The 23357-nt window shown below is 70.7% G+C and carries 22 protein-coding genes; 6 read left to right on the top strand and 16 right to left on the bottom strand.

The genetic code is table 11. From position 1 onward, the window contains the following. Positions 1-20: 20 nt before the first annotated feature. Genes JYK02_RS02355 through JYK02_RS02320 form a run of 8 tightly spaced genes read right to left on the bottom strand, consistent with a single transcriptional unit; the run spans position 21 to position 8550 of the window. Entirely contained in the window at positions 21-746 is a 726-nt protein-coding gene (locus JYK02_RS02355; protein WP_207048212.1) for an SH3 domain-containing protein, read from the bottom strand. Continuing rightward, complete coding sequence (locus JYK02_RS02350) at positions 743-2623, bottom strand: BatD family protein (RefSeq protein ID WP_207048211.1); 1881 nt, start codon at positions 2621-2623, stop codon at positions 743-745. Before JYK02_RS02350 ends, JYK02_RS02355 begins: the two co-directional genes overlap by 4 nt. Beyond that, positions 2607-3626, bottom strand: coding sequence for a tetratricopeptide repeat protein (locus JYK02_RS02345; RefSeq protein ID WP_207048210.1), 1020 nt, complete (start codon positions 3624-3626; stop codon positions 2607-2609). The genes JYK02_RS02350 and JYK02_RS02345 overlap by 17 nt, the downstream gene beginning before the upstream one ends. After that, positions 3623-4678, bottom strand: coding sequence for a VWA domain-containing protein (locus JYK02_RS02340; protein ID WP_207048663.1), 1056 nt, complete (start codon positions 4676-4678; stop codon positions 3623-3625). The genes JYK02_RS02345 and JYK02_RS02340 overlap by 4 nt, the downstream gene beginning before the upstream one ends. Further along, complete coding sequence (locus JYK02_RS02335; RefSeq protein WP_242588295.1) at positions 4678-5691, bottom strand: vWA domain-containing protein; 1014 nt, start codon at positions 5689-5691, stop codon at positions 4678-4680. Before JYK02_RS02335 ends, JYK02_RS02340 begins: the two co-directional genes overlap by 1 nt. Beyond that, positions 5663-6658, bottom strand: a complete 996-nt coding sequence (locus JYK02_RS02330) for a hypothetical protein (protein WP_207048209.1) — start codon at positions 6656-6658, stop codon at positions 5663-5665. The genes JYK02_RS02335 and JYK02_RS02330 overlap by 29 nt, the downstream gene beginning before the upstream one ends. Then, complete coding sequence (locus JYK02_RS02325) at positions 6655-7536, bottom strand: DUF58 domain-containing protein (RefSeq protein ID WP_207048208.1); 882 nt, start codon at positions 7534-7536, stop codon at positions 6655-6657. Before JYK02_RS02325 ends, JYK02_RS02330 begins: the two co-directional genes overlap by 4 nt. A 24-nt stretch (positions 7537-7560) precedes the next feature. Next, entirely contained in the window at positions 7561-8550 is a 990-nt protein-coding gene (locus JYK02_RS02320) for an AAA family ATPase (protein ID WP_014398943.1), read from the bottom strand. Positions 8551-8665: 115 nt separating this feature from the next. Here JYK02_RS02320 and JYK02_RS02315 point away from each other — a divergent pair, with 115 nt between their 5' ends. The 4 genes from JYK02_RS02315 to JYK02_RS02300 are packed head-to-tail and all read left to right on the top strand — an operon-like array spanning position 8666 to position 12318. After that, on the top strand, positions 8666-9652 hold the full coding sequence (locus JYK02_RS02315; protein WP_242588294.1) for an alpha/beta fold hydrolase: 987 nt from the start codon (positions 8666-8668) through the stop codon (positions 9650-9652). Between the two features lie 49 nt (positions 9653-9701). After that, positions 9702-10712: a DUF2157 domain-containing protein gene (locus JYK02_RS02310; RefSeq protein ID WP_207048207.1), complete on the top strand. Its 1011-nt coding sequence runs from the start codon at positions 9702-9704 to the stop codon at positions 10710-10712. Positions 10713-10714: 2 nt separating this feature from the next. Further along, positions 10715-11824 (top strand): DUF4401 domain-containing protein, encoded by a 1110-nt coding sequence (locus JYK02_RS02305; RefSeq protein WP_207048206.1) that lies wholly within the window; start codon positions 10715-10717, stop codon positions 11822-11824. Then, positions 11821-12318, top strand: coding sequence for a GDYXXLXY domain-containing protein (locus JYK02_RS02300; protein WP_207048205.1), 498 nt, complete (start codon positions 11821-11823; stop codon positions 12316-12318). Before JYK02_RS02305 ends, JYK02_RS02300 begins: the two co-directional genes overlap by 4 nt. A 45-nt stretch (positions 12319-12363) precedes the next feature. Here JYK02_RS02300 and JYK02_RS02295 read toward each other — a convergent pair whose 3' ends face one another. The 8 genes from JYK02_RS02295 to JYK02_RS02260 form a co-directional block, all read right to left on the bottom strand. After that, positions 12364-14085 carry a sigma-54-dependent transcriptional regulator gene (locus JYK02_RS02295; RefSeq protein ID WP_207048204.1) on the bottom strand — a complete coding sequence of 574 codons (1722 nt, stop codon included), beginning with the start codon at positions 14083-14085 and terminating at the stop codon, positions 12364-12366. Positions 14086-14477: 392 nt separating this feature from the next. Beyond that, positions 14478-15275: a class I SAM-dependent methyltransferase gene (locus JYK02_RS02290; RefSeq protein ID WP_207048203.1), complete on the bottom strand. Its 798-nt coding sequence runs from the start codon at positions 15273-15275 to the stop codon at positions 14478-14480. 7 nt (positions 15276-15282) lie between these two features. Beyond that, a complete protein-coding gene (locus JYK02_RS02285) occupies positions 15283-16041 on the bottom strand; it encodes a ZIP family metal transporter (RefSeq protein ID WP_207048202.1) in 759 nt (252 codons plus the stop codon). Positions 16042-16074: 33 nt separating this feature from the next. Continuing rightward, on the bottom strand, positions 16075-17361 hold the full coding sequence (locus JYK02_RS02280; protein WP_207048201.1) for a hypothetical protein: 1287 nt from the start codon (positions 17359-17361) through the stop codon (positions 16075-16077). A 9-nt stretch (positions 17362-17370) separates the two neighbouring features. Next, entirely contained in the window at positions 17371-17982 is a 612-nt protein-coding gene (lpoB, locus tag JYK02_RS02275) for a penicillin-binding protein activator LpoB (protein WP_207048200.1), read from the bottom strand. Between the two features lie 14 nt (positions 17983-17996). Beyond that, complete coding sequence (locus JYK02_RS02270; RefSeq protein ID WP_120559522.1) at positions 17997-18812, bottom strand: hypothetical protein; 816 nt, start codon at positions 18810-18812, stop codon at positions 17997-17999. 9 nt (positions 18813-18821) lie between these two features. After that, entirely contained in the window at positions 18822-19385 is a 564-nt protein-coding gene (locus tag JYK02_RS02265) for a hypothetical protein (RefSeq protein ID WP_207048199.1), read from the bottom strand. A 124-nt stretch (positions 19386-19509) separates the two neighbouring features. Further along, a complete protein-coding gene (locus JYK02_RS02260) occupies positions 19510-21147 on the bottom strand; it encodes a mechanosensitive ion channel family protein (RefSeq protein ID WP_207048198.1) in 1638 nt (545 codons plus the stop codon). Between the two features lie 181 nt (positions 21148-21328). Here JYK02_RS02260 and JYK02_RS02255 point away from each other — a divergent pair, with 181 nt between their 5' ends. Then, the gene (locus JYK02_RS02255) at positions 21329-21715 is read left to right on the top strand and encodes a response regulator (protein ID WP_014398957.1); all 387 of its coding nucleotides are present in this window, start codon (positions 21329-21331) and stop codon (positions 21713-21715) included. Beyond that, positions 21715-23292, top strand: coding sequence for a multiheme c-type cytochrome (locus JYK02_RS02250; protein WP_431603462.1), 1578 nt, complete (start codon positions 21715-21717; stop codon positions 23290-23292). The genes JYK02_RS02255 and JYK02_RS02250 overlap by 1 nt, the downstream gene beginning before the upstream one ends. The last annotated feature ends 65 nt before the right edge of the window (positions 23293-23357 follow it).

Here is a 23357-nt window from a genome sequence, read left to right as displayed (position 1 = left end):
GGGGGTCGCTCCAGCCCCGCCTAGATTTCAGCGACGCCGTCGCGCTCCGCCCAGCCCTCCAGGCCGTTGGGCAGGCGGATGCGCACGTACTTCCCCGTCTCCTCCAGGAGCTGCACCTTGAGGCCGGCGTGCACCTCGAAGAGGGAGCGTCCCTCCGAGCGAGGCAGCTCCCGCGCCACCAGTGTGGGCGACAGCACCACCGCCTCATGCACGTTCTGGTGCACCCAGATGTGCGCCGCCAGGAGCATCGCCGCCGGCACCGCCGCCGTGAGACAGAGGCCGGCCACCACCGCCACCGCCGTGCGCCGCAGCGCGGGGAAGAGGCGCCGGATGAGCAGCAGCGCGAAGCCCACCAGCCACGCGACGAAGAAGACCCACGCCACCGCCGCGCCGTCCGTCGCCGCGGCCAGCCGGGGGAGGAAGGCTTCGTCCGCGGCGGCGCCCACCACCTTGTCCACCTGCCGCGCTCGCGCCAGGGCAAGGTTGGCCTCCAGGTCCGTGGCGTGGCCGCCCTGCTTCCGGGCCTGCTCCAGCGCCAGCACCGCGCGGCCCAGGTCGCCCCGGGCCAGGTGCGTGGTGCCCAGGTTGTAGAGCACGTCCGGCCCGCCGAAGCCGTGGGCGATGAGCTTCTCGTAGTGGGACTGCGCGGTGGCGTAGTCCTCGCGCCCGTACGCGTCGTTGGCCTGCTGGAAGACGGCCTCCGCTTCCTCGGCGGTGTAGTAGCCCTGCGTCGCCGCGTCGCTCATGCGGTCCAGCCTTCCATCACCGCCGCCGCGGTCGCCAGCACCTTGCGCCGCTCGCCCGGCTCCACCCCGCCGCCGTAGCGGCCCAGGTCACACGCCTCCAGCACGAAGAGCACGCGCGCACGCCGCTCCGCGTCCACGCCCGCCGCCGCCAGCTTCTCCCCGAGCGCCTCGCGCGTCAGCCCGCCCACGGGGAAGCCCAGCTGCGCCTCCAGGAAGCCGACCATCGCCTTCTCCACCTCCACGTAGAAGGCTCCCGCGTCCGCGCCCGCCTTGAGCTTCTCCGCCTCCGCCAGCCGCTTGCGCGCGGCCTTCGCCTGCTGACGGCCCTTGCCCGCCTCCGAGCGGGTGGCCAACCGGCCGCGCATGCCGCCGATGAACGCTACACCCACGAGCAGGCCCAGCGGCGCCAGCACGCCCGCGATGAAGAAGGGCCGCATCCACACGGGCTGCGCCGGTCCCACGAAGTGGGCCTGGGCGCGCACCGGCCGCAGCCCTCCCGTGGTCAGCACGTTCTTCTGCTCGTTGGCCGCGTCCGCCACCTGCGAGGGCGTCATCGTCGACGGCAGCGAGGACACGCCGCCCGCGCCCGCCTCCACCGTGATGGTGATGGGGTCCGTGCGCGCCGTCTCGTACTGGCGCCGCGACGGATCAAAATAGGGGAAGCGCAGCTCGGGCAGCGTGAAGGTCCCCGTGCGCTGCGGCATCACCAGGTACTCCACCACGCGGCGGCCCTGGATGCGGTTGCGGCTGGGCATGAGCCGGTCCGTCGTCGTCGGCTCGTAGATTTTCAGCGCGGACGGGCCGGTGAGCTTCGGCGGGGTGACGTTCTTCACGTTGCCCTGCCCCTCCAGGATGACCTTCACCGTGATGGGCTGGCCCAGCTCCACGCGCGTCTGCGACACGTCCAGGGACATGCGCCACGAACCCACGTTCGCGTTGGACATGTTCGGCGGCGCGCCGGACGGCAGCGGCCGCACCTTCACCTTCAGGCCGTTGGAGACGCGGTGCACGCGGTGGCCCGCGAAGAGGAAGCCCGTGGTGATGTCCGCTTCCGCGGGGGTGATGAGCAGCGTGCCGGACTTCACCGGGAACAGCGCGCGGCGGCGCAGCAGGTAGGCGCGGTACGGGATGCCGTCCACCACCTTCTGCTCGCCCGTGAGCTGCGTGGGGCTCTCCACCTCCTCCGTCCAGAAGCCCTCCAGCTTGGGCATCGTCACCGCGTCCACGCTGGACAGGTCCACGCGCGAGTAAATGTAGAGCGACAGCGTGGCCTGCTCGCCCACGTAGAGGTCGTCCCGGTCCAGGCTCGCGCGCAGGAACAGGTCCGAGTCCCCGCGCGGAATCACCGGCTCGTCGTCGTTGAGGTCCCGGTCGTCGTCCCCGAACGGGTCCGGCATGTTGCGGAAGTTGCGGAACGGATCCGGCAACGTGTTGCGGCCGCCCTGCTGCGCTTGAGGTGCGCCACCCGCGTGGCCCTCGCGCGCGGTGAGCTGCACGGCGTCCGTGCGGTAGGTGCGTCCCCCCGCGGTCAGCGTCGAGGGCGGAACCGTGAGCTTGCCCGCGCGCAGCGGGCGCATGATCAGCTCATGCCGGGTGACGTCCTGGATGACGGCGGGGCCACCACCGGACAGCGAGATGGAGCGCTGGCTGCCTCGCGACGAGGAGAGCACCTCGAAGTCGTTGGACTCGGGCAGGCGCACCTGGGCGTTGGACGGCGCGTCCACCACCACGACGGTGAGCTTGAAGGTGTCGTCGGTGCCCACCTCGGTGCGGTCCACCGTCTGGTAGAACTCGATGTCCGCCGCCCACGCCGGCGCCGTGGCCAGGAGGGCGAGCACGGCGAGCAGCGCCGTGCGCCCGCTACCAGTCCTTCTCATTGGGCTTCCTCTGCTTCTTCTTCTGCTGGAAACGCCAGAGCTGGAGATTCTTCTCGTTCTGCTTCATCGCATCCAGCAGCCGCTCGGCTTCCTGCCGGTCGACGTCGCCCGGCGAACTTCCGCCGTCGCGAGGGTTCGATTCCGTCTCCTCCTCGCCCTCGCTGCCGCCGTCCGTGCCGCCATCGCGGGAGTCGCCTTCACCCTCGTCCTGGCCGCCGTCGGCGCCGCCATCCGCGCCACCGTCGCCCTTCTGGTTCGGATCCTGCTGCCCGCCATCCGAGCCGCCATCCGCCCCACCATCCCCGGGCCCGGCGTCACCACCGCCGCCATCCGCGCCGCCGTCCTGACCGCCATCCGGCGCCCCCCCGTCCGCGCCACCGTCGGCACCGCCATCCGGACCGCCGTCCTGGCCGCCGTCCTGCGGGGTGCCGCCGTCGCCCTTCTGTCCGCCGTCCTCGCCCGCGTCCGGACGGCCGCCGTCATCGCCGCCGTCCTGGCCTCCGTCGGTGCCGCCATCCGGACCGTTCTGGGGCGGGGGCAGGTCGCGCAGCACGACCTCGTAGTTGTGCCGGGCGAGCTGATCCGTGGGGTCCAGCGTGAGCGCCTTGCGGTACGACTTGAGCGCCTCCGAACGGTCGCCCGCCGTGGCCGCGAGGTTGCCCAGGTTGTACCAGCTCTTCTGCGCCAGGTCGGGCTGCCGCGAGGACTCCGCCACCTGCTTGAAGGCCTCGCGCGCTTCCGCGGAGCGGCCCAGCTTGGCCAGCGCGTCCGCGCGGTTGAACTCCACCGTCGGATCATTCGGCCGCTCCTTCTTCGCGGCCTCGAAGTCCCGGAGCGCGTCCTCGTAGCGCCCCGCCGCGTAGGCCTCGCGCCCACGCTGCACCAGCGGATGGTCCTTCTCCAGCGGCCCCACCGCCCACGCGGGCCCCGGCAGCGCCAGGAGGCCCGCCAGGCCCACCGCCATCGCACGCGCCGCGCGCCGCCGCATCGAACGCGCGCTCATGCGGCCCTCCGGCGCGAGGGGATGAGCGCCATGCCCAGCGCGAGCAGCACCAGCCCGGGGATGGCGAAGAGCTGGAAGCGTTCGTCGTAGCGGACCGTCACGCGGCTCTCCAGCTCGCTCTTCTGCATCTGGTCGATGCGCTCCACCACCTGGCTCATCGCCACGCCGTTGGGCTGGTAGAAGAAGGCGCCGCCCGTGGCGTCCGCGATGGCCGTGAGCCCCGCGCGGTCCAGGCGCGTGATGACCGTGTCGCCGTTGGAGTCCTTCTTGTAGTCCACGAACTCGCCGCGCCGGTCGTAGACGGGGATGGGCTCACCGGAGTCCGAGCCCACGCCCACCGCGAGCACCTGGACGTGCGCGTCCTTGAGCGCGTCCGTGGCCTCGCGCACCTCGCCCGTGAGGTCCTCGCCGTCCGACAGCAGCACCACCACGCGCTCCTTGGAGCCCCGGTCCGCGTTGTCCAGCACCTGCTTGGCCAGCTTCAGCGCCGCGCCCACGTTGGTGCCGCCCTGGGGCATCACGTCCGGATCCACCGCGCGCAGGAACAGCTTCACCGCCGAGTAGTCCGACGTGAGCGGCGACTGCACGAACGCATCCCCGGCGAACACGACGAGGCCCGCGCGGTCGCCCTTCAGCTCATCCAGCAGCGTGTTGAGCTCCAGCCGCGCGCGGTCCAGCCGGCTGGGCTGCACGTCGCGCGCGAGCATGGACTTGGACGCGTCCAGCGCCACCACCACGTCGATGCCCCGGCGCTTCGTCAACTCGCTCTTCGTGCCGCACTGGGGCTGCGCGAGCGCGAGCCCGAACAGCATCAGCCCCAGGCCGTACAGGCTGCCCTGCACCGCCGGCCGCCACACGGACACACCGGGCGCGAGCGTCGCCACGTGGCGCTCCGCGATGAGCGCCGACAGCCGCGTCCTGCGGCCCAGCGCCTTGAGCAGCGCGAGCACGCCCAGCAGCACGCCCACCAGCGCCAGCCCCAGGAACAGCGGCTGTGCCAGACCGACCTGGTAGCCCAGCAGCGTGAAGCGCCATGCCTCCAGCGTGGGCATCATGGGAACACCCGCAGGAAGGTGGCGCGCAGCAGCAGCTCCAGCGCGGCGAGCCCGAAGGCCACCAGCAGGAACGGGTGGAAGTTCTCCTTGTAGGTGGCGCTGGCGCCGCCCTCCATCAGCTTCGAGCGCTCCAGCGCGTCCAGCACCTTCTGCAGGCCCTGCTTGAGGCCTTCCGGGTCGGTGGCGCGGTAGTACTCGCCGCCGGTGCGGTCCGCGATGTCCTGCATCAGCTCCGGGTTGATGGGGATCTCCGTCTCGCGCCACACGGTGTTGCCGAACAGGTCCGTGCCCTGCGGGAAGGGCACCTTGCCGCCCTTGCCCACGAGGATGGTGTAGATGGGGATGTGGAGCGACGCGGCCATGTTCGCCGCGTCCAGCGGGGAGATCTTGCCGGCGTTGTTGTCGCCGTCGGTGATCAGCACCACCACGCGGCTCTTCGCTTCCGAATCGCGCAGGCGGTTGAGCGACGTGGCGATGGCGTCACCGATGGCCGTGCCGTCCTCCAGCACGCGGGTGCGCAGCTGCTTGAGCACTTCCTTGAGCACGCCGTAGTCCAGCGTCAGCGGCGACTGCGTGTACGCGGCGCCGGAGAACACCACCAGGCCCAGGCGGTCGTTCACGCGGCCGGTGATGAAGTCGGACAGCACTTCCTTGGCCACGTTGAGGCGGTTCTGCGGACGGAAGTCACCGGCCTCCATGGACGTGGACAGGTCCAGCGCCACCACGATGTCGATGCCCTCCACCGACAAGTCCCTCACGCGCGAGTCGCGCGACTGCGGCCGGGCGATGGCCACCACCGCGGCGATCACCGCCGCCGCGCGCAAGAGGGGGAGCAGCGGCAGGAGGTACGTGCGGAAGCCCCGGCCGCCCTTCGCGAAGACGTGCGCGGCGGAGAAGCGCAGCGTGGCGCGGCGCTTGCGCTCCCAGAGGGCGAGCACGAGCAGCAGCGGCGCCAGCAGCAGGGCCCAGAGCGCCTCCGGGTTATTGAACGCGAGGTCCGGGGGCAGCATCGGCCTTGGGAGGAGCGGGAGGAACGTACGTCTTGGCGAGCAGGTCGTAGCCGAAGGCCAGCGCCTGGTTGCAGGACTCGGGGGACGCGTCGGCGCGGGCGTACTTCACCATGTCCGACTCGGAGACGAAGCGCATCAGCGCGTCCTCCGGCAGGCCCGGCGTGGGCAGCCGGCGCAGGGACGCCATCAGTTCGGACGACGTGCACTCCAGGGCCTCGAAGCCGTAGCGCTCGCCCAGGTAGCCGCGCACGATTTCGGAGAGGCGGAAATAGAAGTCCTTCACCAGGCCCCGGCCGGGCAGGTCCTCGCGCTTGAGCGCGTCCAGCGACTGGCGCACGCGCACGTCCAGGGGCAGCAGCGGAACGACCTTGTCGCGCTTCGGACGGCGCTGCCACCAGCGCACCAGCATCCAGGCCAGGAGCCCCACCACCAGCGCCGCCGCCAGCGCGTAGAGCAGCGTCCACGAACGGATGGGCACTTCCTGCGGGGGCTGGTAGTCGAAGAGCTCCGCGCCCTGCCCCTGCGCGTCCGCCGGCAGCGTGGAGGCCACCTCCACCGGCTTGCCCTTGAGCACGAACCGGCGCGGCCCTTCCGGCGTCGCCACGTCGAAGGTGAGGTCGGGCAGTTGCACGCTGCCCAGCTCGAACGCGGAGAAGCGCAGGCCGAACGTCGTGGTCGCGTCGTTCGCGTTGTCCTGGCGCTGGCGCGTCTGCTGGAGCAGCTCCACCGGGCCCTCACCCGAGGGAGCCACCAGCTCGTAGCGCTGATCCTTCGGGTGCGTGAGCGTCACCTGGTAGGTGAACGGCTCGCCGATGTGCACCTCTTCCGGCTCCACCCGCGCGGACGCGCCCGTGGGTGACACCAGCTCCAGCGCGACGGGGGCCTTCTTCGCCGGCGCGGGGGCCTGGGCCCAGGCGGCCGGAGTGCTGATCAGGAGGACAGCCACGAGGACGAGCGCGTGTCTCATGCCGCCATCCTCCGGGCCCGCGCGCGGAAGAAGTTCGCCAGCGCCTTGCCGTGGTCGTCACCGGCGCGCAGCTCCACGTGGTCCAGCTCCAGCTTCTTGAACAGCTTGCGGCGCTCGTCGCGCTGGGCCTGCATGGCGCGCATGAACTTCCCGCGCACGGCGGTGGAGCTGGTGTCCACGACGAAGCGCTCGCCCGTCTCCGGGTCTTCCATCTCCACCAGGCCGTGGGCGGGGAAGCGCTGCTCCAGCGGATCCTCGATGACCACCGGCACCAGGTCGTGGCGGCGGCCCACGAGGCGCAGGGGCTTCTCGTAGTTCGTGGCCATGAAGTCCGACACGAGGAACGTCACGGCCTTCCGCTTGGCCACCTGCGTCAGGTACGTGAGCCCCGCGGACAGGTCCGTGCCGTGGCCCTTGGGCTTGAAGGTGAGGATGTCGCTCACGAGCCGCAGCACGTGCATGCGGCCCTTGCGCGGCGGGACGACCTTCTCCACCCGGTCCGAGAAGAGGATGAGCCCCACGCGGTCGTTGTTCGCGATGGCGCTGAAGGCAATCTGCGCGGCGACCTCGGCGGCGACCTCCGCCTTGGTGCGGTCCTTGGAGCCGAACTCGTTGGAGGCGGAGACGTCCACGAGGAGCATCACCGTGAGCTCGCGCTCCTCGGTGAAGACCTTGATGTAGGCCTCATTCATGCGCGCGGTGACGTTCCAGTCGATGAAGCGGATCTCGTCGCCGGGCTGGTACTGGCGCACCTCGGAGAAGGCCATGCCGCGGCCCTTGAACACCGAGTGGTACTGGCCGGCCAGCATGTCGGAGACCACCTTGCGGGTGCGGATCTCCAGCTTGCGGATGCGGCGGATGAGGTCCTTGGGCAGCACGGGCGCGCTCTTACCGGGGTCCTGTCAGGGGACTTCCACGCGGTCGAAGACGCGCTGGATGATCTTCTCCTGGGTGAGCTCCTCGGCCTCCGCCTCGTAGGTCATCGCGATGCGGTGGCGGAGCACGTCGAAGGCAATGGCCTTCACGTCCTCCGGGGTGACGAAGCCGCGGTGGCGCAGGAACGCGTGCGCGCGGGCCGCCTGGGCCAGGGCGATGGTGGCGCGCGGCGACGCTCCGAACTGGATGTAGTCCGCCAGGTCCTTGAGGCCGTAGCGCGCGGGCTCACGCGTGGCGAACACCACGTTGAGGATGTACTCCTTCACCTTCTCGTCCATATAGATGGCGTGGACGAGCTCGCGGGCGCGCACCAGGTGCTCCAGCGAGATGACGCGCTGGACCTTCGGCGACGAGCCGCCGGACATCCGGTCCATGATGACCTTCTCCTCATCACGGGTCGGGTAGCCCACCTTCACCTTGAGCATGAAGCGGTCCACCTGCGCTTCGGGCAGCGGGTACGTGCCCTCCTGCTCGATGGGGTTCATGGTGGCCAGCACGAGGAACGGCGAGGGCAGGCCGAAGGTCTGGTCGCCGATGGTGACCTGGCGCTCGGCCATGGCCTCCAGGAGGGCGGACTGGACCTTGGCGGGGGCGCGGTTGATTTCGTCCGCGAGGACGATGTTCGCGAAGATGGGCCCCTTGCGGACGGTGAAGGCGGCCGTCTGCTGGTTGTAGATCATGGTGCCGACGAGGTCCGCCGGCAGCAGGTCAGGGGTGAACTGCACGCGCATGAAGGTGGCGCTGAGCGAGTCCGCCACGGTGCGCACGGTCAGCGTCTTGGCGAGTCCGGGCACGCCCTCCAGGAGGACGTGGCCGTTGCACAAGAGGCCGATGAGGATGCGTTCGAGCATGTACCGCTGCCCGACGATGACCTTGCCGGTCTCCTGGTTGAGGACCTCGACGAAGCTGCTTTCCTGCTGCACGCGTTCGGTGAGCGCGCGGATGTCGGTGTTCATGTCCCCTCTGTCGGCCTGGGCGGCGGGCAGCCTAGGGTTCCCGGGCGTCCGGCTCAACACCGCTGTAAGCCGGACATTCCGTCAAGCCGCCCTGTCCCGTAAAGGGTCATCTCCCATGTCCCGCCCGCCCCCGCCCCGCCGCTCCGCCCTCCCCCCTCGCTGGGACGCCGCCGGCCGCCCCGGCGCCCCGGGCGCCACGCCCCCCGTGGGCCCGGTGGAGACGGGGCTCCTGGCCCAATTGGCCCCCGCCGTGGTGCCCCAGGTGCACTGGCTGCCCGGGGGCGGCGCGGTGCGGATCCTCGAGGGGGGCCCCGGCTCCGGGGACGGCGCGCCTTCCACCGTCGTCTTCCTCCACGGGCGTGGGAACGCGGCGACCCACTGGTTCCCGTACCTGACAGTGCTGGCCCGGCACCACCGGGTGCTGGCCCTGGACCTGCCCGGCTTCGGACAGTCCACCCCGGCGGAGGTGCGCGTGCGGTCGGCGGAGGACGCGGTGCGCTTCTTCACCGGGCCGGTGGAGGAGGCCCTGGGGATGGTGGCTCCGGGGCCGGTGGCCGTGGTCGGTCACTCGCTGGGCGGACTGGTGGCGCTGGAGCTGGCCCTGCGCGGCGCGGTGCCGGTGGAGCGGCTGGTGCTGGTGGACGCGATGGGGCTGGGGCCGGACATGCCTCGGCCGTCGCGGCTCTTCTTCCGCGCGGGGCCGGAGCGGCTGGCGCGCAACCTGGGCCCCTGGGCGATGGCGCGGATGCTGCCGCCCCCGCCGACGCCGCTGGGAGAGAAGCTGGGACAGCTGGGCTACGAGCTGTTGAGCGTGCCCGGCGGAAGGCCCGAAGCGGCGCAGGCCTTCAACGCGCTGGTGCCGCTGACGGGCCCGGTGTTCCACCGCAGAGAGCGGCTGGGCGAGGTGAAGGTCCCCGTGCTGCTCGTCTGGGGCGAGCGCGACGAGACGCTGCCCGTCTCCCTGGTGGACGAGGCCGCGCGGGTGCTTGCCCAGGCCCGCGTGCTGCGCGTGGACTGCGGACACAGTCCGCAGTTGGAGCATCCCGAGCGCGTGCTCCCCGAGCTGAAGGCCTTCCTGGACGCGGAGCGCTCCGGTCCGTGAGGGGGCGCGGCGTCCCCGGCGTCACCTGAACCGGGTACAGTCCTCCGCCGTGCCGAAAGACTTCCTCGACCTGGAGGCGACGCCGGAGCGGCTGCACGCGCTGGCGGACGCCGGAATCCTGAGCCCGGACGCGTACGGGCGCGCGCTGCACCTGGCGGTCGCCTCGCCCGCGCGGCCCGCGTGGCGCGCGTTCCTGTCCACGACGCTGATGGCGCTGGGTTCGCTGCTGGTGCTGGCGGGCGTGGTGTACTTCTTCGCCTTCAACTGGGCGGAGCTGGGGCGCTTCTCGAAGCTGGGCCTCGTGTCGCTGGGCATCGCCGGGGCGGCGGTGGGCGCGTGGCGGCTGGGCGAGCGGCCCGCGGGGCAGTTCTCGCTGCTCGCGGCCGCGGTGCTGGTGGGCCCGCTGCTCGCCGTGTACGGGCAGGCGTACCAGACGGGCGCGGATCCGTATGAGCTGTTCATCGGCTGGGGCGTGCTCATCCTGCCGTGGGTGGCGCTGGCGCGCTTCACGCCGCTGTGGATGCTCCAGCTCGTGCTCGTGAACACGGGCGTCATCCTCTTCTGGGGCCAGCGCATGGGGCGCTTCGGCTCGAATGAGGAGGCGCTGGCGCTGGTGCTGGGGCTGCTCAACGGCTTCGCCTGGGCCACGTACGAGCACTTCGCCAACCGGAAGGTGTCCTGGCTCCAGGGGCGGTGGATGCCGCGCGTGCTGTCCCTCATGGCGCTGATGCCGCTGGTGGGGCTGGGCGTCCTGTTCATCGTCAGCCGGTATGACCGCTCGCTCGTCGTGGGCGTGTCGCTGCCGCTGGTGATTGGGGGGCTGGTGGCCATCTACGCCCTGCACCGGCACCTGCACGGCGAGCTGTTCCTGCTCACCGTGGGCGCGGTGTGCGTCATCACGCTGGTCACCACGGCGGTGGGCTACTTCCTCATGGAGGTGACGCACGCCGAGGAGCTCACCCTCTTCATCCTGCCCCTGGTGCTCATTGGAGAAGTGGGCCTGGCGGTGTACTGGCTGCGCCACGAGTCGCAGGCCACGGGCGTTTCGGAGGAGACCTGATCATGGCCCTGCGACCGACGATTCAAGACGTACTGGCGGGGCTCAAGGCCGAGGGCCACGTGGACGCGGAGGTGGACGCTCGCGCCCGCACCGTCCTGGAGGTCCGCCACAAGACGCTGGGGGCTTCTCCCTGGTTCGTGAAGGCGCTGGCCGGCGCGGGCGCGTGGATGTCCGCCGCGTTCCTGCTCAGCTTCTTCGCGTGCGTGGGCCTGTGGAACGAAGAGTCAGCGCTCACGGGCCTGGGGCTCGTGTTGCTGGTGGCGTCGGTGTTCCTGCGCCGGCAGACCCATGGGGCCTTCATGGAGCAGCTGGCCCTGGCCCTCTGCCTGGCTGGCGCGGGCACGTTGCTGGCCGGGCTGGCGGGCATGGAGGTGCGGACGCTCGGACTTTCATCCGTCGGCGCGGTGATCTGCATCGCGCTGCTCGCCACGTTCCCGGACCTCATCCTCTATTTCCTGGCGGCCGTGGGGCTCTGCGTGTCCATCGGCACGCTGGCGCTCGAGGGGGTCGGCGGCGCGGGCGTGGACGTGTGGATGCTCGTATGCGCCGCGGCGCTCGCGGGCCTCCTGCTCTTCGAGCCCCAGCTGCGACGCGGGCCCCTGGGCGCTCGCGTGGGGCCCATCGCGTTCGCGCTCGCGTGCGCGGTCCCGGGATGGCTGCTGTTCCGCAACTACGAGAGCTCCCTGGAGGGCTTCCGCTACGTCTTCCGCTTCGACAGCGCGTTCGTCCCGAGCGCGTACCTCTCCCTTCTGCTCGCGCTCCTCGTGGGCGTGACGGGCTGGCGCGTGCTGCGCGAGCTGGGCATGGAGCAGGAGAAGCGCGTCTGGATTCCGGCGGCCGGCGCGCTAGGGCTGCTCACGGTGATGACGCTGAACACGCCGGGCGTACTCGTGGCGGTGCTGATGCTGACGCTCGGCTTCCACCGGCGCAGCCGCGTGATGCTGGGGCTGGCGGTGCTGTTCCTGCTGACGTTCGGCGCGTACTACTACTACGACCTGCGCATCACGCTGCTGGCCAAGGCGCTGGCGCTGGTGGGCAGCGGGCTGGTGCTGCTGGGGGTGCGGCAGTTCTTCCTGCGGCGTGAATCCGCCGTGCTCACGGAGGCCCGATGAAACGCGGCGCCGTCATCTTCGGAGGGCTGGCGCTGGTGTTCGCCGCGCTCGTCTTCCTCGTCGTGCAGAAGGAGACCGTGCTCGCGCGGGGGCAGCCGGTGCTGCTGCGGCTGGCGCCGGTGGATCCGCGATCGCTCATCCAGGGCGACTACATGGTGCTCGACTACGCCATCAACCAGGGCTGGCGCGAGGGCCGCGAGCAGCCCCAGGAGGACGGCAACGTCGTCTTGCGCCTGGACGAGCACAACGTCGGCGAGTTCGTGCGCTACGAGACGCCGGGCACCGCGCTCGCGCCCGGCGAGGTGCGCCTGCGCTTCCGCATCCGGAACTCGCAGATGCGCCTGGGCGCGGAGGCCTTCTTCTTCCAGGAGGGCCACGCGGAGCGGTACTCGAACGCGCGCTTCGGAGAGCTGCGCGTGACGGACAGCGGGACCAGCGTGCTGGTGGGGCTGCGCGACGAGAACTACCAGCCGCTGGGCAGCGCCATCCGCTGAAGGCCCCACGCGCGCGCCCCACTGCTCCGGGGCGCGCCGTCCACGTCAGTCCGCGTCCTCGTTCTCCAGCAGGTCGGAGAAGGGCGAGCCGTCCTCCCCCAGCGCCTTGTAGAGGACGTCCACCTTCTCCAGCTCGCGCTTGAGCGCCTTGTGGTGGTTGCGGTTCTTCACCAGGCTCTCGCGGCCCAGCAGGCGGAAGGCCTCGTCGCGGCCCACCTGGCGGATGGCCATGCCCAGCACCAGCCCGCGGAAGCCGTCCGCGTAGTCCAGGTCCAGCGGGCTGCCGCGCCTGCGCGCCTCGCCGACGAAGGCCTGCGCCGCGGCCCTCAGCGCCTCCGGCAGCGGCCGGGCCCCGGGGGACTGTTCGTAGCCCAGCGCCTGGGCCACGTGCTTCTCCTGCAACACGAGGTCGCCCGTGCCGCCCGCGTGCGCCACCATCGCCAGCGAGTAGGCGCGCCGCACGATGTTGTCGAGCTGCCGCAGGTTGCCCGGCCAGGAGCTGGTGGTCAGCAGCAGCTCCGCCTCCGGGGCCAGCCGCGCGGAGCCCTCCGCGGGCCGCTCGCGGTGGCGGCGGTTCACCATGTACCGAGCCCAGAGGGGAATCTCGTCCTGCCGGTCCTGCAAGGGCGGCATGCGCACCGGCAACACGTTCACGCGATAGTACAGGTCCTCGCGGAAGCGCCCGGCGCGCACCTGCGCGTGCAGGTCCGCGTTGGTGCCGATGATGAAGCGCACGTCCGCGAGCTTCTCGCCGGTGCCCTCGCCCAGCGGCCGGTAGCTGCGCGACTCCAGGAGGTGCAGCAGGCCCGCCTGCGCCTTCAGCGACAGCTTGTCGATTTCGTCGATGAACAGCGTGCCGCCATCCGAGCGGGCCACCACGCCCGGCGCGTCGCGCACCGCGCCGGTGAAGGCGCCCTTCTTCCAGCCGAAGAGCTCCGCCATCTGGAGGTCCTCCGGCACCGTCACCAGGTCCAGCGTTTCGAACGGCTTGCCCCGGCGTCCGGAGCGCTCATGGCACCAGCGCGCCAGGCGCGACTTGCCCGCGCCCGTGGCCCCGCTCACGAGGATGGTCTCGTCCTGGAGCGCGAACGTCCTGAGGATGGGCAGGAGCTCCGCCATGGAGCGGCCCACCACGGGGAGGAACTCGTCCACCTCCGGCGTGGCCACCGGCCGCTGCGGCAGCGCGGTGAGGTACGGCGCGGCGATGTCCGTGAGCAGTTGGAGCGTGTCACCGGCGTCGCGCCAGACGAACTCCTGCCCCATGGCGGCCAGACAGTCCGCCTCCAGCGAGATCATGCCCTCCATGCCCGCGGGCGTGCGCAGGGGCAGCACGCACACGTGCGTGGCGTGACGGCCCAGGAAGCGCTGCTTGCTCTCGTTGCTGTGGAAGCCCGCGAGGCCGGGGTCGCCCGTCACCGGCGCGTCCGGCGCGTGCGGCTGCACCGTGCCGATGTTCACGTCGATGGACACCGCGCACCGGTGCTCCACCACCGCGCGCCACGCCGTGGCGGAGGTGAAGAAGGGCGTCCCGACGCCCGCGTCCGTCACCTCGCGCGCGCCCACGTCCAACGCGGCCAGGCGGCGGTAGGCCTCTCCAGGACGCAGGTGGACGATGCCGCGCAGGACCCGGGCCCGGCCCGCGTAGCGGCTGGACGCCACCGCGGCCTCCGCCACGGCCAGCATCCGACGCAACGTCGCCGCCGCCGCGGTTTCGAAGTCCCTGGAATCCCTGAGCGCAGCCATGAGCTGCGCCAACTCGTCTTGCATCCCCTCGCCTCCCGTGCGGAAGCCGCGCCACCGGAGACCGGCGAAGCCGTCCAGAAAACAGACGCCGACTCTATCGGAGATGGCGGGGAGGTGCGGATTCAGATGGAGAGCGCGGAAGGAGCGGCCCCTCCTTCCGCGCTCCGGGTGCATCTGGATGCGGTACACGCCGTTGCCGGCGTATGGCCAGACGCTAATGCGGCTGCCGTGCCAAGAGCGAAGCCCAATGATTTCGCGGAGTCATGCGCAGCCCCCTGCCCTATCTGCGTCCCAATGGAACGCAGACGCGTCCTGACGGAACGCAAAACCACGCACCGTTTGGCTTTCACTGACTGACGGACCACGCCTCCCCAACAGGCAGTCGGCCGGGTCATTCCGTACCAGTCAGGGAAAAGTCAGGCCTTGGGGGCCGCGTCCGGCCGGAGGACGAAGACGCGGTCCAGGCGCGGGCTGCCGCGCCCCACCGGCGAGTCCAGGTCGTAGTCGAAGTCGAACGTGGCCGCGACGCGCAGGCCGGACTTGCGGAACAGGCGCTTCACCTGGGCCTCGTCGTACGTGCGGAAGTACCACGTCGTCTCGATGAGCCAGTCCTTGTCCGGCCCTGTCACCCGCAGCCGGTTGCGCATGGGCGAGCGGCGCAGGCGCTTCTCCGGCAGGCCCTCGTGCGTGTTGCACACGACCTTGTCCGGGCCCACCTGCCCCACCCAGCGCTCGTGCTCCGGGCCCGAGCGCGCGTAGTCCGTGAGGTGGAAGCCCAGCACGTAGATGCCGTCCGGCTTGAGCAGGCGCCGGGTGCCGGTGAGGTGCTCCACCGCGGCCTTCTCGCTGTCCAGGTAGCGGAAGGTGGAGACCAGCGTGTGCGCCAGGTCCACGCGGCCCTCCAGCGCCGGGTCGAAGAAGTCCTCCATGCGCGCCTGGGACAGCTTCACGCGGCGGCGCTCGGCGGGGGACAGCCGCTTGCGCGCGTGCGCGAGCATGGCCTCCGACAAGTCATAGCCCGCGACCTTCAGGCCCCGGCCCGCGGCCTCCGCCACCAGCCGGCCCGCGCCGCACGCGGGCTCCAGCCACTGGTTGCCGCCGGTGCCGAAGCGTCGGCTCAGCGCCTGGAGGAAGTCCGCCTCGCGCACGGTGTCCGTGCCGAAGATGGCCTCGTAGTACTCCGGGTGCTCGTACCAGTCCTTGCGTCGTTCCATGGTGCCTTCAGTGCTCCGTGTGCCCCAGGACGCGCGCGAGCACGAACATCACCAGCAACCCGGCTGCCAATGCCACCAGGTTGCGTCCGGGCTTGTCCCGTCCGTGCTTGTTCACGTGCGGCAGCAGGTCCGACACGGCGATGTAGAGGAAGGTGCCGGCGGAGAAGGCCAGGGCCTTGGGCGCCAGGGACTGGAAGCTCAGCACGGCGTCGAAGCCGAAGTAGAGCAGCGCGCCCACCGGCACCATCAGGCCGTACAGCGCCGTGTACGCCAGGATGGTGCCGCGCTTCTTCCCCTCCGCCTGGAGGATGGACGCGAGCGACAGCGACGAGGGCACCTTGTGCGCGGTGATGGCCAGCAGCGCCATGGCGCCCACGCCCTCCTTCACCGCGGAGCCCAGGGCGATGCCGTCGAAGAGCGTGTGCGTGGACAGGCCCAGGAACGCGCTGAAGCCCAGCGCGTGGCCGTGCACGTGCTCCGCGCAGTCCGGCGGCTCCTCGCAGGTGTGGGCGACGAGGTAGCGCTCCAGCACCAGCACGAAGAGGAAGCCCATGGGCACGAGCGCGAAGGCCCACCAGCCACCGCCCTCGTACGCCTCCGGGAGCATGTGGAAGAAGGCCGCGCCGAACATCACGCCCGCCGCGAAGGCGAGGAACGTCACGAGCCGCGTGGAGCGGTCATTGAAGATGACCACCCCTGCGCCGGCCAGCGCGCTCAACACGACGATGAAGGAATACAGGAAGACTTCGGCCACGACCGGCGACATGAGGGCGCGCACCCTACTCCCAAAACGACGCCGTCAGTAACTTCGCACCACGAGCACCTCCACCCGCCCCGGCTTCACCTCCACCTGGTGCGTGGTGGGCCGGCCCGGGGCATCCACCTGGACGGTGTGTTTTCCCGGAGGAAGCCGGAAGCGCGCCACCTGGAACTCCGCGGGCAGTGAGAGCCAGGAGCGCAGGTCGGCCTGGTTGCCCGCGTTGAGCACCAGGAACGCGAGCAGCCCCAGTTCCTTGCTCTTCGTCAGCGCGCCCACGCCCGCGGCCACGCCCGCCTTGGCCACCGCGCCCGCGAGCTGCTTCGCCAGCATGCGGCCGATGCGGTCGTTCAGGTGCACCTGGGCCACGCGCGCCAGCGACGTCACCGTCACCGCCCGCTCCGACTTGCTATCCACCGACACGCGCACCGGCGGTGTGCCGCCGCGGTCCCGGTACACGGGCACTTCAATCAGGTCGCCGGAGTCGCCGTAGTCCCGGGACGCGCGCTCCTTCTGCGGCGACAGGCCCGCCTCCACCACCACGACGAGCTGCCCGTCGCCGGGGCCCAGCGGGTCGTGCGCCACGTCCGCGAACTTCTGGGACAGGGTCGCGTACGCGTCATCGCGGCCGGTCTTCTTCGCCAGCCGCAGCAGCGGCTCCGCCAGTCCGCCCAGCCGGGGCTCCAGCTCGTACGCCTTCATGTAGTCGATGAAGGCCGAGTCCCACTCATGCTGGTCCTCGTACAGCACGCCGCCCAGGTAGCGGGCGATGGCGAGCTGTTCGTACGGCTTCTTCTCCTCGATGATCATCTTCTCGATGCGCTCGTTGACGCGGCGGACCTCCACGAGCGCGTCCTCGTCCCGGCCCAGCTCCGTGTAGTTGAGCGCCTGGAGGACGGAGATCATCAGCTTCTCGAAGTCCTCGCCCCGGTAGGCGCGGCGCCGCTCGTTGCTGAGCAGCACCCCCGCCTCTTCACTCACGGAGGTGATGTCCAGCTGGGAGACAAGCTCGTCCGCCTGGCCCAGCGCCTTCGTGCTCTCCTCCCACTGCCCGGCCGCGTGCAGCACCATGCCCTTGTCCAGCAGGAGCAGGAGCTGGTCGCGCTCGGGGGCCTCCTTCTGCTCGCCCTCCAGCTCACGCAGGGCGCGCGGATAGTCGGAGGACTGGTAGGCGGAGCGCGCGGAGGCCGTGCGCGCCACGTAGTCGCTGGCGCAGCCGGTGCCGAAGCCCAGGGCGCTCATGGCAACGACGAACAGCAGGCCCCAACGTGCCGCCGGAGAAGCGGAGACACGCGGGGCCTGGGTTGCGATGTCGAGGAGGTTGGACACGGCGGACGGCTACCAGCTCACGCCCTGCTTCTCGAACTTCTTGCGGATCTGCTTCTCGTCCGTCCAGGCGATGGTGCCGGTGCGCACGTCGTTCAGCTTCGCCGTCATCTTGTAATAGACGAGCTTGTCGCGGCCGACCTCCTGGATGATGGACGCGAGGTCGCCCGTCATCAGGAAGTCCACCGACGCCTGCTGGCCCGGGGCCTTGGCGGCGTTCGGGTTCACGTAGCCGGACTGCTGGTACTCGTACTCCTCCGCGATGTCCTGGCGCGCCTGCTGGTCCACCAGCGCGAAGCGGCCCGTCTGCGCGAGCGCCGTCTGGATCTTGTCCCCCAGCGAGCGCATGTCGATGTGCTCACTGGTGCTGTTGCGCAGCTTGCCCACGAGGACGATGGGCAGCGGCTGGCCCTGCGGCGTCGCCTGGGCGAAGCGCGGGGAGCTGGCGAGCGACTCGGCCATCTTCTTCGCGATGAGCTGCAGGTCGTTCTCGTTGAAGCGGTCCCCCAGCATCTCGATGGTGTTGGGGTCCTCGTAGGTACCGCGCGTGAAGGCGCGGGGGCCTCCGCAGCCGGCGAGCGACACGGCGACGAGGGCGGAGAGCAACAGGCGGCGGGTGTTCATGGTCGGGTCGACTCCTAGTTCCATTCGCATTCGAAGCGGCTGCCTTCGAAGTTCCACTTGTAGGCAAGCACCGCGTCGCGGCGGTAGCCGGCCGTCAGCCGGCAGAGGCTCTGCAGCGAGGCGCGCGGATAGTCGAAGGTGTACGTCTGCGCCTTCGCGCGCTCCTGCGGGGTGAGCTGCGAGGGGTGCGTGAGCGTGGGGCTGGCGCTGGCGGCCACCATCACGCGGTGCGCGCCGTACGTCTTGAGCGGCACATGGCCCGCGAGCTGGATGCGGCGCACCGTGCGCGCCACCATGATGTCGCTGCGGTCCACCATGGTTTCGTGGGTGTTGCGGCGCTGCAGCAGCTCCGGGAGGTTCGCGGAGAAGACGCGGGTGATGTCCCCGTCGTCCACGAAGAAGTAGAGGAAGGCCTCGCGCGCGGTGCGGCTCTCGCCGGTGAAGTCCAGCGTCACCAGGATGTCCAGCTGCCGGTTGGGCGCCAGGCCGTGGCGCGACACCGCCGCCAGCACCGTCTTGTCCACGCCCGCCTTCTTCAGGCGGATGAGGCCGTCCGCGCTCGCGTCGCAGGCGCAGCGGCGCTCTTCGATCATCTTCACCAGCTGTGCGGGCTCGAAGCCGGCCTGCGACAGCTTGGTCAGCTCCTCGTCGGTGAGCGGGAGCTGGTCCGAGCGCTCATAGATGCGCGGCAGCTGGTTCGGGTCCCACTGGATGATGTTGTAGGTCTGCACGTCCCCGGACGGGAACGGCAGTGACACGGACGGCGCCGCGGCGCGGGGCGCCTGGGCCGTGGTCAACGCGACAGCGGCTGCGAGCAGTTGAGCGATCATGGCGGTCCTTTAGAACCGGTATCCGACGTTCATGAACAACCGGTTCGTGACTCCCCCTCCCCCGATGGGGATGTCCGGCGAGTAGTGCAGGCCCATGAGCACGCGGTCGCGGCGGTCCAGGTAGAGCTCCGCGCCCACCTGCGGCGACAGGGCGAAGCGGAGGCCCTCGCCCTCCGGGATGACGATGGCGCCCGCCTTGAGGCCGAGGGTGAAGGCCACGGGCCAGCCCCAGCTGCGGAAGGTGGGGCCCACGTTTCCGATGAAGCGCCCGCCGTCGAAGACGTACGCGCCGCTGACGTCCAGGCGGTACCAGTCATCTCCCCAGAGGGACACGGTGGCGCCCACGAACAGCGGCGGGCCTTCCGGCGCGCCCGGGGGGTTCTCCTGGGAGTTGATGGCCGCGCCCCAGTCGAACTGGAGCGACACGCCCCGGCGGTTGTCGCCGTAGCCGCCCTTGCCGTACTCCGACTCCTCGGGCCCGTCGGTGCGGCCCTGCTCCTGGGCGCTCGCGGTGAGCGGCGCGGCGACGGCCAGGAGCGCCAGGGCTCCGCACAAGGTGACAGGACGCTTCATCTGATTGAACTCCCCAGCGTGGGTGCGACTGCTCTTACGCGCGTCATACGTCGCGGCGCGCGCCATATTCATCGCGCCGCGAGCGTCCGTGCAAGCGCCTGTTTTCCCGGGCGCCCTCCTGCCTTCAGGCCCTCGGCTCCGGAGCGCCCTGGGCGGCGTCCTGGGTGTCCCGGGAGGCGGGGGCCACGGCGGCACGGGACTCGCTGCGCACCGTGGGCAGCCACTGGGGCCGGGCGCGGATGAAGAGCACCAGCCGCTCGCGCACCAGGAAGCGCAGGTCGCCCAGCTTGCCGGAGTCCGCCGCGCTCACCAGCGCACGCAGGGTGAGCGTCTTGTCCATCACGTCGAAGACGACCAGCGTCTTCACCCGGCCATCCCAGAGCGCCTTGCCCTCATTCATGAGGATGCGGTCCAGCTCCGCGCGCAGCGCGTCGATGTCCGCCATGTAGTCCACCTGGAGGATGACGGTGCCCATCATCTCCGGAGAGCCCTTGCTCCAGTTCTGGAACGGCTTGTCCAGGAACTGCTGGATGGGGATGACCATGCGCCGCTGGTCCCAGATGCGCAGCACGACATAGGTGAGGGTGATCTCCTCCACCGTGCCGAACTCGCCCTCCACCAGCACGTTGTCGCCGATGCTGACGGGCTGGGTGATGGACAGCTGGATGCCGGCGAGCAGCGTGGCGAGCGACTTCTGCGCGGCGAGACCGACGGCGAGGCCGGCGATACCGGCGGAGGCGAGCAGCGACACGCCGACGTTGCGGACGACCTCGAACTGCATGAGCAGCAACGCGGCGGCGATGACGTAGGTGGCGACCTCGAACACGGCGCGCAGCACGGCCAGCTGCGTGCGCAGGGAACGGGCGCGGGGGTGGCTGCCGGTCTCGGAGGTGACGCGGCTCTGGACGTAGGCCTCCGACACGCGGAGGAAGCGCAGGATGAACCACGCCACCGCGATGATGATGAGCGAGTAGCTCACCCGGTCGCTCAGCAGCTTCAGCTTGGGAGGCAGGAGCAGGAACGAGGTGCCCAGCGCCAGCAGGATGGCGAAGAAGGGCAGCCGCAGCGGACCCCGGCCCGCGTTGACCAGCTGGTCGTCCCAGGAGATGCGCGTCCAGCGCGCCACCCGCAGCGCGGCGGCCAGGAGCAGCTTCTCAATGAGGTACGAGAGGATCCACGCGCTCAGCAGGGTCACCGCGAGTCCCAGCCACTGCCACAGCTCCAGCCCCAGCACCGTGCGGTCGAAGAAGACGGACGGGAGCGTCTCGGTCAGCAGCGGGCCGTACTCCTCGAAGAGCGGGTCCACCATCTTCACCGTGGACTCCGCCAGCACCCAGGTGGGCGTGCCGTCCACGCTGATGCGCTGCAGCCGGATGGGGATGGTGTCGCCCTTGAGCGGGATGCCCCCCAGCGACACGAAGCGCGAGCTGGCGGACTCGCCCTCGGGCGTCTTCGGCAGGATGGACGTGTCCACGGACAGCTTGCGGTCCAGGACGAACTTCAGCTTCCGGGCCAGCTGGGCGCCCTGCGCGGGCTGCTCGGCGGCCGGCAGGTGGTCCAGGTAGAGGTAGTGGGCGGCGCGGGCGTACTCCCCGCGATGCACCGCGTCCAGGAAGCCCTGCGCGGCGGCGCGCGGCGACGTGCGGTCGAGGTCCTGGGGGACCTCCCCCAGTCCTCCGTTCAGGGCGAGGGCGGGGAGGCCACCGAGGACGCACCCCAGGAGAAGGAGGGCCACCAGGACCCGGGAGGCATGGCGCTTCATGGGCGCCTCCATACTCCGTGTGCGGTCGCTTGTCCGGGAAAGACGGTGGGTGCTTCCGCGCCCGCAGGGCGGCCAGGAAGCCCGGGGTTGAAAACAGAAAAGCCCTGTCGGAACGCGACACGGGAAAGCATTGGTGCGCCGCTGGGTGGTGGGCTAGAACCGACCCCCAAGGAAGGTCGCCGTGTCCGAAGAGAAGCGAAGAATCCTCCTCATTGACGACAGCGAGATCACCCTCGCCATGGAGAAGGCCGTCCTGGAGGCGCGGGGCTATGAGGTCGTGGCCACCTCCACGCTCATGGAGTTTGAGAAAACGCTTCAGAGCTGGCGGCCGGACCTCATCCTCACGGACATCCACATGCCCGAGGCCAAGGGCACGGACATCTGTCGCACGCTGAAGAACGAGTACAACACGCAGGACATCCCCATCGTGTTGTTCTCCAGCCTGCCGGACGACGAGCTGTCGAAGCTCGCCGAGCAGGTGGGCGCGGACGGCTCGCTCTCCAAGGTGAACGGCCTGGAGGCGATGGGCGAGAAGATCGACGAACTGGTGCAGAGCATCCTCTGGTGATGGCCATGCGCGCGGCCGTCCTCGCGGTGCTCGTGAGCGCGCTCCTCGCTGGTTGCAGACGCCAGGAAGCGCGCCCTCCCGAGGGCAGCCCCTCCGAGCAGCAGGCCCCCTCCCCCACCGCCACCGCCGCGCCTCCGGGCGCGGTGCTGTTCCTCTCCGCCGACACGCGTGGCTACCTGGGCCCCTGCGGCTGCAGTGAGAACATGCGCGGCGGCATTGGCCGGGCGGCGTTCCAGGTGCAGCAGGCGCGCAAGGGCGGCCAGCCCGTGCTCTACATCGACGGAGGCAACAGCCTCTTCGGGGAGCCGCACCTCAAGGCGGATCAGGTGCCACAGGAGGAGCGCAAGGCGAAGGCTCTGGCGGACGCGTTCCGCACCATGGGCATCGCGGCGCGCGCCACGGGCGAATTGGACGACACGCGCGGCGCGGCGTTCCGCCAGGGGCTGGGATTGCCGGAGGTTCCTTCCGGCGGCGTGAAGGTGCTGGACGCGGGGGCTCGCAAGGTGGGCGTCGTCGCGGCGGCATCCGGTGAAGCGCTGGTGAAGGCCAGCCAGCAGGCGCGCGAGCAGGGCGCGGACTTCGTCGTGGGCCTTTTGGATCAGCCGCTGGAGGCCGCGCAGGCCGCCGCCGCGCTGCCGGGCCTGGCCGCGAACCTGGTGGTGGCCACGCACAGCGCCGGGGAGTTCTCCGCGGAGGAGAACCGGCTGGTGCGCGCCGACGTGCCGGTGGTGGCGCTGCAGAGCAAGGGGCGCTCGCTGTTGCGCGTGGACCTGACGTACGCCCAGGCGAAGGGGCCCTTCTCACTCCAGCGCTCGCAGGGGGACGTGGAGCGCGAGGTGACGGCGCTGGAGCAGCGCATGGCGCTCCTGGACAAGGAGATCGCCCTGCCCGGCATCGACCCGAAGCTCAAGGCGCTGAAGCAGGGCAAGCGCGACGAGCTGTCCGCGCGCAAGCAGGGCCTGCTCACCGCGCCGCCCGCGCCCGCCGCCGACGTCAACGGCTTCGGGCTGCGCTTCCTGCCGCTGGAGTCGAACCTGCCCACCGCGCCGGACACGCAGGCGCTGGTGAAGGCGTACGACGCGGACGTGGGCCAGCTGAACCTCGCGTGGGCGAAGGCGCACGGCCAGGACTGCCCGCTGCCCGAAAAGGGCAAGGCGGGCTTCGTCGGCAGCGCGGTGTGCGCGGACTGCCACCCGGACGCGACCGCCGTGTGGGAAGGCACCAAGCACCACCACGCGTGGGAGACGCTGGAAGAGGTGGGCAAACAGCACCACCTCAACTGCATCGGCTGTCACGTCACCGGCTGGCAGAAGCCCGGCGGCGTGTGCCGGCTGGACAAGGTCGCGGGGCGCGAGGACGTGGGCTGCGAGAGCTGCCACGGTCCCGGCTCCAAACACGTCGACGCGCCGAGCCCGGCCACCATCGTGGGCAAGCCGGGACAGGCCGTCTGCGTCACCTGCCACAACACGGAGAACTCTCCGCACTTCGACTTCGCCACCTACCTGCCTCGCATCCTCGGTCCCGGCCATGGCGGAACGGGGAAGAGCGGGCAGGCAGGAGAGCCCCCGTCGAAATAGGGTCGCCTGCTCCTACTTGGGGTCCTTCCCGGGGGCATACCGCGCGACTTGTTGTTTGACTGTCA

Source organism: Corallococcus macrosporus, assembly GCF_017302985.1.
Taxonomy (GTDB): domain Bacteria; phylum Myxococcota; class Myxococcia; order Myxococcales; family Myxococcaceae; genus Corallococcus; species Corallococcus macrosporus_A.
The sequence above is the reverse complement of the archived record's forward strand: the minus strand, read 5'-3'. Positions and strand labels throughout refer to the sequence as shown.

Bases quoted from the DNA above. Each gene is read 5' to 3' on its own strand.
- lpoB (WP_207048200.1), bottom strand. From the start codon at position 17,982: ATGAACACCCGCCGCCTGTTGCTCTCCGCCCTCGTCGCCGTGTCGCTC.
- JYK02_RS02315 (WP_242588294.1), top strand. From the start codon at position 8,666: ATGTCCCGCCCGCCCCCGCCCCGCCGCTCCGCCCTCCCCCCTCGCTGG.
- JYK02_RS02285 (WP_207048202.1), bottom strand. From the start codon at position 16,041: ATGTCGCCGGTCGTGGCCGAAGTCTTCCTGTATTCCTTCATCGTCGTG.
- JYK02_RS02295 (WP_207048204.1), bottom strand. From the start codon at position 14,085: ATGCAAGACGAGTTGGCGCAGCTCATGGCTGCGCTCAGGGATTCCAGG.
- JYK02_RS02345 (WP_207048210.1), bottom strand. From the start codon at position 3,626: ATGAGCGCGCGTTCGATGCGGCGGCGCGCGGCGCGTGCGATGGCGGTG.
- JYK02_RS02320 (WP_014398943.1), bottom strand. From the start codon at position 8,550: ATGAACACCGACATCCGCGCGCTCACCGAACGCGTGCAGCAGGAAAGC.
- JYK02_RS02290 (WP_207048203.1), bottom strand. From the start codon at position 15,275: ATGGAACGACGCAAGGACTGGTACGAGCACCCGGAGTACTACGAGGCC.
- JYK02_RS02355 (WP_207048212.1), bottom strand. From the start codon at position 746: ATGAGCGACGCGGCGACGCAGGGCTACTACACCGCCGAGGAAGCGGAG.
- JYK02_RS02300 (WP_207048205.1), top strand. From the start codon at position 11,821: ATGAAACGCGGCGCCGTCATCTTCGGAGGGCTGGCGCTGGTGTTCGCC.
- JYK02_RS02270 (WP_120559522.1), bottom strand. From the start codon at position 18,812: ATGATCGCTCAACTGCTCGCAGCCGCTGTCGCGTTGACCACGGCCCAG.
- JYK02_RS02340 (WP_207048663.1), bottom strand. From the start codon at position 4,678: ATGCCCACGCTGGAGGCATGGCGCTTCACGCTGCTGGGCTACCAGGTC.
- JYK02_RS02250 (WP_431603462.1), top strand. From the start codon at position 21,715: ATGGCCATGCGCGCGGCCGTCCTCGCGGTGCTCGTGAGCGCGCTCCTC.
- JYK02_RS02330 (WP_207048209.1), bottom strand. From the start codon at position 6,658: ATGAGACACGCGCTCGTCCTCGTGGCTGTCCTCCTGATCAGCACTCCG.
- JYK02_RS02350 (WP_207048211.1), bottom strand. From the start codon at position 2,623: ATGAGAAGGACTGGTAGCGGGCGCACGGCGCTGCTCGCCGTGCTCGCC.
- JYK02_RS02265 (WP_207048199.1), bottom strand. From the start codon at position 19,385: ATGAAGCGTCCTGTCACCTTGTGCGGAGCCCTGGCGCTCCTGGCCGTC.
- JYK02_RS02260 (WP_207048198.1), bottom strand. From the start codon at position 21,147: ATGAAGCGCCATGCCTCCCGGGTCCTGGTGGCCCTCCTTCTCCTGGGG.
- JYK02_RS02305 (WP_207048206.1), top strand. From the start codon at position 10,715: ATGGCCCTGCGACCGACGATTCAAGACGTACTGGCGGGGCTCAAGGCC.
- JYK02_RS02335 (WP_242588295.1), bottom strand. From the start codon at position 5,691: ATGCTGCCCCCGGACCTCGCGTTCAATAACCCGGAGGCGCTCTGGGCC.